The following is an 11723-nucleotide window of genomic DNA, read 5'->3' as shown; positions in this document are numbered from 1 at the left end:
GATAAAATCGTGCTCGTCATCCATCACTCCTCGTTTTGACACGAGGGGTCAGTTCTTCGGTTCGTTAGGGGGTCAGTTTTTCATTTCGCCCGACACCAACGGAGCTGGAAGGCGGGATCGCATCTATGGCGAAGCTCGCCGCCCAACCAGGAATGGAGGCGGAAGGAACGCCGCTGCTCGAGTATGAGATACTCGATCAGGCGGAGACGCGCCGCCGCTTGCCCCTCGTCGGCGAGACAGTGGCAGGTGCGATCTTCAGCCGCTCGACGGTCACGCAAACCCGCTGCGGCTGTTCGCCGCCTTTCACAAGGCGCTGCAGCAGCGTGGCGTTCATTATCCGCCGCATCGGACGACGACTGCGATACGCCATTGCGCCGGCGTAGCATCCCAATTCGCATCGAACACCTGTTATGAGTAGGGGCCGCATAGGTCATGCAAAAAATGCCGAGCGGCAAGCGTTGAAGCGGAAGAATCGTGGAAAATACAGCTTCAACTATGAGCTATGTATGTATATAACTATCTAGTAGTTAATCACGCGAGAGCAATCGGTTCTTATGTCATCCATACGTCTTTTCATCTTGTCCTCATTCGCGGAGATTGGACCAATGCACGGCCATCGCTTGAGACTGGAGGCGGACAGAAAGCGAGTGCCATTTTGGACGGATATCCCTGTTGGCGCAGTCTACGGGGCAATGAAACGTCTCGCTGCTGAGGGCCTGCTGCGGGAAGCTGGCCAAGAAAAGCAGGGTAACCGTCCGACGCGTCAACTGTATGAAATCACCGACGCAGGTAAGACGACGCTTGAGGAACTGCGCATCTTAGGGCTGACCGACATCTGGTTCAAATACGATCCATTCGATCTAGCGTTGACGAAAGCAAACGCCAAAGATCTCGAGGATTTCACCGCTGTCTTGGCCGACAGGCTTGAGCGCATGAAGGCATTGCTGGCCGAGCGGCGCGAAATGATTGAGGGCGCCATTCCCTACATAGGGCTGATCGAAGAGTGGGCACTTCGTCATACGGAGCGCCGTCTCGCCGCGGAGGTCGATTATCTAACCGAGCTCATAGCTTTCGCGCCCGCCATATCCGACGACCAGCACAATCCACGCGCTCGGAAGGAGAAGGTGCTGACCAAAACCAAAGGCGGACAGCGTTATATGAAGCAGAAATAGGCATACTCTGCCGACCTTGACGAGGTATTGTCGACTTGCCTGAGCGCAGTGGTTCGATAGCGCAAGCAATCCGATAAAGGGCCTGGCAAATTCCGCATTTACTGATGTGTTTCGCGACTGGCCAAAGCTGCTCCCGCCGGTAACTCACTGACGTCCAGCGGCGCATCGGCAGGCAATGCTGCTGTTGCTGCAATCCGGCCGCGATCTGATGTCGGCCTGCCCCATCCCGACGGGATGTAGTTCCTCGATTGCTGTTCATTGTTTCCCCCTTTTGTCCGCATGCTCCTCAATAGCGGTCGTCGCCGCGGCCGAAGCGACGTTCGAGAAATACTCACGACATTCCAAGATCGGCGGGACACCATCATCTCGCTTACTTGCAAAAGTCATTATTCTCTCAACGACACCTTCGCTGAATGACCGACGGCGGAATAGGGACTCGCCGACGCAATTTTTGTATAGTTGCTCTTGTAAGAGTAATTTGGCATGAGTATATTTCCTTAAACAATCAAGGCAATCTCAAGAGGTCTTCTGTGAAATCCATCCGCATCCATGGCTTCAATACGCCGGCTGTCATCAACGAAGTTTCGGTTCCATCAATCGAGGCGGATCAAGTTCTTGTCCGCGTCATGGCCTCGGCTCTCAACCCATTGGATATCGGTCTGATGGCAGGCTGGGCCGCGCGATTCTTCCCGATCGAATTCCCGTACGCGATCGGATGCGACTTTGCGGGCGTGGTCGAACGGGTTGGCGACGCCGTCACTACGTTCAAGCCAGGGAACGCCGTCGTTGCGTGGGCGGATCCACTGACAGGGGGCGGTCTTTCGGAATATTCTGCCGTGCCAGCCAAAAGCTGCGTTCTACTACCATCGTCGCTAACGCCGATAGAGGGTGCGGCTATTCCAACTGCTGGAAGTACGGCTTGGCACGGGCTGTTCTCGGAAGGCCATATCAAACCCGGTGAAACCGTCCTGGTCCACGCGGCATCCGGCGGAGTTGGGATCTTCGCGGTGCAGTTCGCGAAGAAAGCTGGAGCGCGAGTTTTAGCGACCACATCTGGCGCTGGTATCGACCTGGTGCGCTCGCTTGGAGCAGATGAAGTCGTCGACTACAAAAAGCAGGACTTTGCACAGGTGTTTCGCGACGTCGATCTGGTTTTAGACCTCGTCGGAGGTGAGACGCAGTCGCGCAGCTATCCGGTTTTAAAGCGCGGCGGGCGACTCGTATCAACCACAAGTCCGCCGGATGTTGCGGTGGCAAGTGCGCATGGCGTGTCGGCAACCATGATGTATGTCAAACCGTACGCTTCCCGCCTTGATGAAGTGGTAAGGGCCGTTGCTCAGGACGGGTTCAAAGTAGTTCTCGATACCTCGGTACCCTTCGAGGCATTCAACGACGCAATCGAGCGTCAGAGATCTGGTCGCGCACGCGGAAAGATCATCATTACCCAATCCTGAACTAACGACCAGGGCGATAGTTGGCATATTTTAATTCCGGAAGGACGATGAGATGAGTGATATTTCGAAAGCTGGCGTGTACGCCCTCGGCCACCGGCAGGTAAATAGGATGGGCTATGGCGCAATGCAACTTGCCGGTCCGCACGTCTTTGGACCGCCGAAGGACCGCGGCGCGGCGCTGGCGGTTCTGCGTGCTGCGGTCGAAGCTGGCGTGAACCATATCGATACCAGCGACTTTTATGGCCCCCACGTCACCAATGAGCTAATCCGTGAGGCGCTGCATCCGTATCCTGCAGATCTGGCCATCGTTACCAAAGTTGGTGCAAGGCGAGGGAACGACGCGTCGTGGATGCCTGCACAGACACCGCACGAACTGAAGCAGGCTGTTCACGACAATCTGCGCAATCTAGGCCTTGATGCTCTGGACGTCGTCAATTTCCGTATTATGGGTGGAGGCCGATGGGGGGGCTCCATCGAAGAAAGCTTTAGTGCACTCGCGGAACTGCGCGATCAGGGTTTGATCCGCCACCTGGGCTTGAGCAATGCCACGGCCGTACAGGTCGCCGAGGCTCAGAAGATTGCGCCTGTTGTCTGCGTTCAGAACGAATTCAATATCGTCAATCGTACCGACGACGCGCTTATCGACAAGCTTTCGGAGGAGAAAATCGCCTATGTCCCCTTTTTCCCTCTTGGTGGGTTCTCCCCGTTACAGTCCAAAGGTCTTGGAGCGGCAGCCGAACGGCTTGGCGCAACCTCTCGCCAACTCGCATTGGCCTGGTTGCTGGCGCGTGCCCCGAACGTACTGCTCATCCCCGGCACCTCGAGCGTCAGGCATCTTCACGAGAACCTTGAAGCGGCCGCAATCGAACTTTCGGCCAACATTCTTGGGGAACTGGACGCACTCGCCTAATCTGAGATGAAGCGCTGCGGATGGCAATGGCGTGCCGTTCCACGTCAAAAATAGATTTCGCAATTCGGAAAATCCCCGCATGTTTGGATTTGGCAACTCCCCTCAGGAGACGCTAGCCGCGCCCCTGCTCGCCATGACACTGGCCGCCTTTCTGATGTCAGGATTGATGCGTTGGCGCGGCGTCGTGCTCGCCACCGATTTCCTGATGCCCGTTTCGTTGCTGGCCGCCTATTGGCTCGTCTACAATAAGGTGCCGGCCTGGCCTCCGGTCGGCGCGGTCAACAAGCTGTTCTACGTGATCGCGGTCGGCGCGCTGGTGGGTCTCACTGCTGAAATCGTCGCCCCGCGCTCGGTTCGCATTCTCGCCCTTGTTCAGCCGGTGGCCGCGGCATTCTACATTGGCCAGCCCCGACTGGGCGTGGCCACCTGGGAAGTTCTGGTGGCGGCCACCGTCGGCATTTTCCTGATGTGGTGTCTGTTGCCCGGCGCAGCGGGTCGGGAGGACGACGTGAAGCGGGGTGGTGTCGGCTCTGCCCTCGCGCTCGGTTTTGCGCCGATCGCGCTTTTGGGCGCGTCGTCCTCCTCGTTCCAGCTTTGCCTGATGTTCGCGGCGAGCTCATTCGGGATTCTGGTCGTGCACGGTGTCCGTCCGGCTTTTCGCTTCGGTGGAGTATCGTCGATAGGTGCCTTGGGCGGCCTGATCGCGATAGCTTTTACTGTAGTCCTGATCACGCGCAAAACCGATCTCATTGCCGTCTCGGTCCTTATCCTATCGGTCGTCCTACCTATGTTCTCGGACCGAATTTGCCGGGCAACCGGCCTATCGAAGCCATTTCCGCTTCTGTTCGTCCACGTACTTCTCGCTGCCTTACCCGCCGCCTTGGCGGTCGTCGTAGCGTTCCTGGATTACGGTTCGAGCTTTCCCGTTTAACCTGAGAGGAGAATGAAAAATGAAAGCCAGACTTGCAGCAGTGTCGCTTTCGATGGCGGCATTTGCCGGGGCGGTGTCGCCGGCATGGGCCACGAAGTTCGATATCGATCCGGTCCATTCGGGGATCGCATTCTACATCGACCACCTCGGCTTTGCGAAGGTGATCGGCGTGGCGGAGGAATTCTCCGGCGCGTTCGATTTCGACGCAAAGAAGCCGGAAGCCAGTAGTCTCGACGTCAAGGTGACCGTCGCGTCGATCTCGACGAATAACAAGCAGCGCGACGGCGACATCCAGGGCGCCGACTGGTTCAACGCCACGGAATTCCCTGACATCACCTTCGTCGGCAAGGAATTCAAGAAGGTGACCGACACCACCGGACAGATCATCGGCGATCTGACGATCGCAGGCGTCACGAAGTCCACCACGTTGGACGTCACGTTCAACAAAGAGGGGCAGAACCCTTGGAGCAAAAGCCACGATATCGGCTTCAGCGCAACGACGAAGGTCAAGCGCAGTGATTTCGGTATGAAGGCGGCGCTCGGTATGATCGGTGACGATGTCGATCTAGTCATCCAAGTCGAGGCGAGCGAGCATCAGGGCTGAATAGAAAAACCGGCAAGTCAGCTTCCACATCCGGTGCAGAGCTCCGGATGTGGACAATAGTTAAGACCTCAAACAGAAGGTAAAGAAAAATGCTGAAGCTTGGACTGATCGTCGGTAGCACTCGCCTCAATCGCTTTGCAGATAGACCCGCTAGAGGGCTTATGGAAGGTGCCGAGGATCGTAGCGACTTTAGGCTCACTACCCTTGATCTAAGAGAGGCCGATCTCTTATTTTTTCAAGATGCTGTGCCGCCAGCGTACGCAGGAGGGGTGTTTTCGAACGCCGCTGCCGACGCTTGGCGGAGGAAACTAGGCGAGTTCGACGGCTTCATTGCCACAGTTGCAGAATAGAATTCCGGCCAACCGCAGCCCTGAAGAACGCTTTAGATTTCGCTCCCACCGAGTGGCCTCGGGAGCCGATTGCATTCACGGATTGTGGCGGGATTGGTGGCGCTCGCGCTATCGATCATCAGCGCATAATCACGGTCGGGCTTTCGATGGTGCCGCTTCTCAGTCAGATGAGGGCGCCGCTCGGCCGCCGCCAAAAGCGTCATACCGTCATCCGAGGTGATGCATCCACTTCGAAAGCGGCTGTGGCCTACTTGCGTCCAATGGCAAGAAAAGCAAACGGCAAAACGTATCGTCGGTCATGGCGAGCCTGGCTCGCAAGATGTGGTCGGAAGGTCTTGCTCAGACAACCGAATCCGACGCTATAATATACCCATACAGAAATACTCCTGCAAGAGCAATGATCAATAGGGCGGCGGCGAGTCTCAATCACCGCGTCCGTTGTCCCCACCGAGGAGCGTCATGTCGCGACGAAGGAGCGGAATCGCGACCTTACGACAGGCCACAGCCGTACCGTCGATATTTCTCAGGCTTTGCGGAAGATGCTCATAAGCCGGGATTTTCGAAACGATTGGCCAAGTGTTTGTAGACAGTGGTCCTTGAAAGTCCGAGTTCCCGAGCAGTGCGGGATATGTTCTGCCCGGTCTTTTCGTAGACCGACCGGATTTCCTCACACTTGGCGCGGCTGAGCGGCCTGTCCCGACATTCGTCGCAGCAATCTCGAGCAGGGTCGGGGTTGAGTTTGGCCTCGTCGAAACAGCTTTCATCGACGTAGTCCGCACACCGTCGCACCAAGGCGCGCTGCAGGACGGACCTGAGCTCCCGGATATTGCCGGGCCATCTTCGCTGTGAGAGGGCGGCGATGGCCGCATCAGTCACAGGTGTTCCGGGCGCGATCTTCTCCATGAGGTGGCGCACGATGCTTGCAAAGTCGGTCCGGCCGCGCAGTGGCGGTAAGCGGATGGAGAAAGCGTTCAGACGGAAATAAAGGTCCGCCCGGAACTGCCTTTGCGCCACCATGTTTTCCAAGTCCCGATTGGTTGCCGAGACGATCTGAATATCCACCTTCTGCGTCTTTTGCGCGCCGACAGCGCGAATCTCCATGCTGTCGAGAAACCTAAGCAACGAGGTCTGTGCTGCGAGCGGAATATCGGCGACCTCGTCGAGGAAAAGGGTGCCGCGGTCAGCCATGCGCGCCAACCCGATAGAGCCTTCGGCGCGCGCATTGGTGAAGGCGCCGCGCTCGTGGCCAAAGATTTCCGCAATGAACAGCTCTTCCGGCACGGCGCCGCAATTGAGCGCGACGAACTCACCCTTGCGTGCGCTGACCTTGTGGACATGCTGCGCCATCAGCTCCTTGCCGGTGCCGGTTTCACCGGTAATGTGCACCGGCATGCAGAGCGTCGCCGCCTCGGCAATATCGTCGAGCGATCGTTTAATGGCCGGATCGTGCGCCACGAAGTCCGGCGCTCTCTCCTTGCGGATCAGAGCCGGCATGGCTTGTGACGTTTGCTTTCGCATCGGAGCGTGGTGCTGGCCGATCTGCCGGCAGACCATGAAGACGCCACTGCCTGCCCTATCTCGGATCCGGATGGCACCACCCTTCAACAGGCCGTCGACCGCTTGACCGAAACCGGCTTCGAACAGCGTGTCGAAGTGGTTGCCAATCTTTGCAGGCAGACCGTCCAGCAAGGTCTTGGCCGGACGATTGATCGAAACGATCTCGCCATCGAGCGTGACAGAAACCAGACCTGCGGAGAGCGTGTCGAGATATTCCACGCGCGGATGGAATGCGAAGACAAAGCTTTTGGAATGGCTCTGGTAAAGGAGGCCGTTTTCGATCTGGGCCGCAGCCATACGGACCAAGGCATGCGTATGTTCCTGCCGAGCTTCATGGGCGCAGGAGGCATCGAGCAGGCCAAGAACCTTTCCGTCGGAACCGAAGATAGGCGAGGCCATGCAACTGAGATGCCCATGGCAGGCAAAATAATGTTCCCGCCCGTAGATCGCCACCGGCTTCTCGACGAGGGCGGCCAGCCCTAGCGCATTGGTCCCACGCTCACTTTCGTTCCAGATGCTGCCCGGAATGATCGCGCGGCCGGCTTCGCTTTCTGCGAAATGCTGGTCACTGATCGTATCTAAAACGATGCCGTTGGCATCGCCGAGCGCGATCATGAAATTCGAACCGGCGATCTGAGAATGCAGGAGTTGCATCTCGGCGAGCGCCAGCAGGCGCATTGCGGCGTTCTCCTCGCGCCGCCGCTTCACATTCACGAAGGCAACAACGTTGTGCCGCGGCATGCCGCGTGGATCGAGATTCAAATCCCGGCATCGCTGCCAGCTTTCTGCTACGACGGGATTCAGCATTCCAATGGGAAAACGCTCGCCCTTCTCCAACGCTTTGCGCGCGCGGTCCATTCCTGATAGATGTTGCATGCGCCTCCTCCATGCATAACTTCGAACAAGATAACTGCTTCCATTGCACCTGCGCAATGAACAGAAACTGGACAGATCCTCTGTTCACTCCGTTCAGAAGATGAACGGCCTTTCTTCAGCTTTGTTCAATTATCTTATTGAAATTGCCTGTGTTCCCCAAACGGCATGATACTTGCGCATGATTCCCTGTAACGGCCATTGGCCCAGCGAAGCAGGAGACATCAGCATGAAAGCGCAAGTTCTGACGCATTATGACGAAAAGCTGGAAACGGGACGATGGGTCTCGCTTCAGGATGTTCCCGACCCAACGATCAAGAAATCCACTGACGTGATCGTACGGATCGGCGGTGCCGGGGTGTGCCGCACAGATCTGCATATTATCGAAGGCATCTGGCGGCCGCACATGGATCCGAACGGCAACACGCTTCTGCCGCTGATCATGGGGCATGAGAATGCCGGCTGGGTTGAAGCTGTCGGCAAAGAGGTCGAAGGCATCAAGGTCGGCGATCCGGTGATCGTGCATCCAAAAATCTCTGGTGGCACTTGCCTTGCATGCCGCCGCGGCTTCGACATGCATGGCCCAGGAAAGTTTCCAGGGCTCGACTGCGACGGTGGCTATTCCGAATATCTCTGCACCTCGGAACGCAACATCGTGCCGCTGCCGAAGACGCTGGCGCCCAAGGATGTGGCTCCCTATGCCGATGCCGGCCTCACAGCCTACCGCGCCGTCAAGAAGGCGACCCGCCACCTGTTGCCCGGTGAATCTGTTGTCGTTATCGGCGCCGGCGGCCTCGGTCATATCGGCATCCAGTGCCTGAAGGCCATGTGTGCCGCCGACGTGATCGTCGTCGATATCTCGGACGCTTCGCTCACGCTTGCCGGCAACATCGGGGCCGATAAGCTGGTCAAGGCCGATGGTAATGAAGTCGAGGCCGTTCTCGAGCTCACGGGAGGTCAGGGGGCTGAAGCCGTTATCGACTTCGTCGGCGAGAAAGGTACAACGCTGAAGGGCCTGAAGATGACCCGGCCGATGGGTAGCTACTATGTCGTCGGTTACGGGGAAGACATTCGTGTTCCGACCGTCGACATGGTCATCACCGAAAAAAACATCATCGGCAATCTCGTCGGCACCTGGGCGGAATTGACTGAACTGATGGCGCTCGCCGATCGTGGGCTCGTCGATCTGACGACTGTGGAATACCGTCTCGCAGATGCCAACCAAGCGCTTAAGGACCTTCGTGACGGCAAGATCCACGGACGCGCGGTGCTCATTCCTTAATATGCCGTTCGGTCGCGCAGCTTCTGCTCCCCGCCGGGACGCACGGCGGGGAGCGCTTATGGCCGAGAGGGGCCGAAGGAAGGAAAAAGGATGTGCAGAGTATTGACAGACCAAAGCTCGCAAAGATTCGTGAAGGTTAGCCGATCGGTCCGGATTTCCGGGCATTCGACCAGTATCCGGCTCGAGATGGCGTTCTGGCAGGTTCTGGAAGGCATGGCGAAGAGCGAAGGCCTTTCTATCTCCAAGCTGATTGCGCAGCTTTATGCCGAAGCCCTGGAGCGGTCGGTCGGCATGTCGAGCCTGGCTTCCATCCTGCGAACTGTTTGTCTGCTCTATTACGAGGAGCGCCGAGGCGCAATCGTGACGGCACAGCAGGCGTGAAGGCCGGGTCCGGGGAATGGAAAGCATCGCTCGGCCCCGGTCTTGCCGGATCGTGCCACCGCGTCGCGGGATGCTCAATTGGCCTTGTGGCCGGGATCGCCCCGGCCCTCGGCGATCCAGCGTGCACCAAGCACCAGCGCGCCCATGCTGAAATCCTTCCCGTGGGCGGCAACCATCTCTTCCGATAGTTTGGCAATTCTCTCGAAAAAGGCGTCCTTGCTCGCGTCTTCAGTCCTGCGTTGCTCTTCTTGCATGTGATCCTCCTGCTATTTGAAGATTTCGTTCGGAAAGGTGATGATGGCGGCGTTGCCCAATGCGTCGCCTGCCGCCAGATAGCGGCCACTTGCCGACCATCGCAGCGCAGTAACGGCGCCGCCGCTATCCCGAATGGTCAGCTCATCAGGCGATCCTATCCCGGCGATCGCAATTCTGCCGTTTGCGTAGCCTGCGGCCACCAGTGTCTTAACCGGATGCGCCGCGACGGTCTCCACCATGACGAAGCCTGCGCGTCCCGTGGCGAGTGCCTTGGCGAGCGTCGTCCCCATAGACCAGCCAGCAATGCGATAGGCTCCGGAAGCAATGACCGTGTTCACCGTCGGACTCCAGTCGATGGATCTGATCGGACCAGGAAATTCGCTGAACGCGATGCTCTCTCCACCGTCTACATCCAGCAGGCAGAGGCCCCCGGTTTGTTGTCCGATGCCGAGCCAGCGACCGTCCGGACTCCATTTCAGCGACTGCGGCTTTGACGAAAGACTAATCTCGCACAGCGGCTTGGAAGCATCGGCGGTGCGCCGGACGCTCAATCGATCCCGGCCGGAAAGGGCGATTAACGCGCCATCGTCCGATATCGACACGAGCCGCGGAGCCAAGTCGCCGAGTTCGACGTCACGGGACGGGGGTGGTTCGCCCGATTGCAGCCGCAGCCGCCTTCTCACGACCACCGCTGTCAGGTCAGTCGCAGGGTTGTGGGCGAAGGCGTCAATCGGCGTCCGGTCGGACAGAACCTTGCTCTCGATCTCGCCGGAGCGCGCGAGGTGGAGAAGTTCGCCGCTGGCAGTCGAAACGAGGAAGCTGTCGCCCCGATAGGCAGATAGGCCATCGCCCTCCTGGATGCGCGTGCTGATCAACGGCGAGGGATTGCCTTGGCGGGGCGAGATCGTCGTTTGGCCGTTGTCAATCGTGATGCGCGATTCCGGCGGTTCGTTGTCGCCGAGGCGGGCAAGGGCGACCGCACCGTCAGCGGAACAGATCGCCAAGGCTGTGTCGTCTCCGTTGAAACAGAGTTGGCGAATCGGCGCCGGGCGCCCCCAATTGCGCGCCAGGAGACTGAAGAGAGTGACGTTGGGGATAGTCTGCTGGTTCATTTCATTCTCCCTTAGCGGCCGCAATCAACACATCCAGGGCGGCAACGTCCCTTTCCGCCGCCGCGATGTCTTCCGCGCAATCGGCCTGTTCCCTGCGGATCGCCGCAGCGCTCTGCTCCTGGTCATGCAATTCCTGCACCAGTTGCTCGTTCGCCGGATCGCGGTCGATTTCGAGTGACAAGCGTTGCATCTCCATTTCAGCTCCGGAGACCGCCTGGGTGAGCTGCAAAGCCTTTGCGGTCAGCACTGAGACAGTGCCGACGAGGTCGACCCGGCGGCGCATGAAATCGAGAGCGGACATCGAAAACCTCCTGAGTATGGCGACGTGTTCAGCGGCGATCGCCATTGCCGGCATCGGGTGCCTTCCAGGCCTCCAGAACAGTTGGAAGGTCCGGAAGCTGTGTTCTGAATTGCTGTTCCGCCATCGAAACATGGCCGCGCAAATGATCCCAGACATCGACGCGGATCAAAGTGTCACCGGTCAACTGCTCCATCTCCTCGACGCGGAATTGCCGGGAAAGCGAGACACCGGAGAAGACAAATTCCCGCAGCATGAGCGCGTGCTTTTCAGCAAAGGCATGAATCATCGGATGGGTTTCGGGTGTCACGCCGACCATGGCCAATTCCCGGAGAATGAACCGCTGGAAGTGGCTTTGCATCAGATGCTGGCTCTCGCCGACAAAGCGCATCGCGAAAATAAGGTCTCGCTGCATGAGCCGCGCGAGCGTCGTGCTGACATCCTCTTCGGTACTCAATCCTTCTGTCGGATGATCGTCGTCTGCCATATCTGTCTTCCGGAATTGAAATGACGTCACTTATATAGGTAAATATTAAAACTGTGT

General features: G+C 58.1%; 14 protein-coding genes. 8 read left to right on the top strand and 6 right to left on the bottom strand.

What is annotated here, in order from left to right; genetic code table 11:
• Positions 1-196: 196 nt before the first annotated feature.
• The gene (locus tag GGD50_RS29330; RefSeq protein ID WP_183940767.1) at positions 197-334 is read right to left on the bottom strand and encodes a hypothetical protein; all 138 of its coding nucleotides are present in this window, start codon (positions 332-334) and stop codon (positions 197-199) included.
• Positions 335-554: 220 nt separating this feature from the next.
• Between GGD50_RS29330 and GGD50_RS29325 the strand changes: the two genes are divergently transcribed.
• The 6 genes from GGD50_RS29325 to GGD50_RS33595 all read left to right on the top strand — a co-directional run bounded on the left by GGD50_RS29325 (position 555) and on the right by GGD50_RS33595 (position 5421).
• Positions 555-1172, top strand: a complete 618-nt coding sequence (locus GGD50_RS29325; protein WP_281397275.1) for a PadR family transcriptional regulator — start codon at positions 555-557, stop codon at positions 1170-1172.
• A 530-nt stretch (positions 1173-1702) separates the two neighbouring features.
• Positions 1703-2626, top strand: coding sequence for an NADP-dependent oxidoreductase (locus GGD50_RS29320; RefSeq protein ID WP_183940764.1), 924 nt, complete (start codon positions 1703-1705; stop codon positions 2624-2626).
• Positions 2627-2678: 52 nt separating this feature from the next.
• Positions 2679-3536, top strand: coding sequence for an oxidoreductase (locus GGD50_RS29315; protein ID WP_183940762.1), 858 nt, complete (start codon positions 2679-2681; stop codon positions 3534-3536).
• Between the two features lie 79 nt (positions 3537-3615).
• Positions 3616-4467, top strand: a complete 852-nt coding sequence (locus GGD50_RS29310) for a hypothetical protein (protein ID WP_183940760.1) — start codon at positions 3616-3618, stop codon at positions 4465-4467.
• Between the two features lie 19 nt (positions 4468-4486).
• Positions 4487-5071: a YceI family protein gene (locus tag GGD50_RS29305; protein ID WP_183940758.1), complete on the top strand. Its 585-nt coding sequence runs from the start codon at positions 4487-4489 to the stop codon at positions 5069-5071.
• An 89-nt stretch (positions 5072-5160) separates the two neighbouring features.
• Positions 5161-5421, top strand: a complete 261-nt coding sequence (locus tag GGD50_RS33595) for an NADPH-dependent FMN reductase (protein WP_183940755.1) — start codon at positions 5161-5163, stop codon at positions 5419-5421.
• 543 nt (positions 5422-5964) lie between these two features.
• Here the strand turns inward: GGD50_RS33595 and GGD50_RS29295 are convergent.
• A complete protein-coding gene (locus tag GGD50_RS29295; protein ID WP_183940754.1) occupies positions 5965-7854 on the bottom strand; it encodes a sigma-54-dependent Fis family transcriptional regulator in 1890 nt (629 codons plus the stop codon).
• Positions 7855-8080: 226 nt separating this feature from the next.
• Between GGD50_RS29295 and GGD50_RS29290 the strand changes: the two genes are divergently transcribed.
• On the top strand, positions 8081-9133 hold the full coding sequence (locus GGD50_RS29290) for an NAD(P)-dependent alcohol dehydrogenase (protein ID WP_183940752.1): 1053 nt from the start codon (positions 8081-8083) through the stop codon (positions 9131-9133).
• Between the two features lie 129 nt (positions 9134-9262).
• The gene (locus tag GGD50_RS29285) at positions 9263-9514 is read left to right on the top strand and encodes a ribbon-helix-helix domain-containing protein (RefSeq protein ID WP_183940750.1); all 252 of its coding nucleotides are present in this window, start codon (positions 9263-9265) and stop codon (positions 9512-9514) included.
• Positions 9515-9588: 74 nt separating this feature from the next.
• Here GGD50_RS29285 and GGD50_RS29280 read toward each other — a convergent pair whose 3' ends face one another.
• The 4 genes from GGD50_RS29280 to GGD50_RS29265 are packed head-to-tail and all read right to left on the bottom strand — an operon-like array spanning position 9589 to position 11666.
• Positions 9589-9768 carry a hypothetical protein gene (locus GGD50_RS29280; protein WP_183940748.1) on the bottom strand — a complete coding sequence of 60 codons (180 nt, stop codon included), beginning with the start codon at positions 9766-9768 and terminating at the stop codon, positions 9589-9591.
• 12 nt (positions 9769-9780) lie between these two features.
• Entirely contained in the window at positions 9781-10881 is a 1101-nt protein-coding gene (locus tag GGD50_RS29275; protein WP_183940745.1) for a WD40 repeat domain-containing protein, read from the bottom strand.
• Between the two features lies 1 nt (position 10882).
• A complete protein-coding gene (locus GGD50_RS29270; RefSeq protein WP_183940743.1) occupies positions 10883-11236 on the bottom strand; it encodes a hypothetical protein in 354 nt (117 codons plus the stop codon).
• A complete protein-coding gene (locus GGD50_RS29265; RefSeq protein ID WP_183940741.1) occupies positions 11211-11666 on the bottom strand; it encodes a hypothetical protein in 456 nt (151 codons plus the stop codon). The genes GGD50_RS29270 and GGD50_RS29265 overlap by 26 nt, the downstream gene beginning before the upstream one ends.
• Between the last annotated feature and the right edge of the window lie 57 nt (positions 11667-11723).

This window comes from Martinezella paranaensis (assembly GCF_014200235.1).
Classification (GTDB): domain Bacteria; phylum Pseudomonadota; class Alphaproteobacteria; order Rhizobiales; family Rhizobiaceae; genus Rhizobium; species Rhizobium paranaense.
This window is presented reverse-complemented; position numbering and strand designations above follow the sequence as displayed.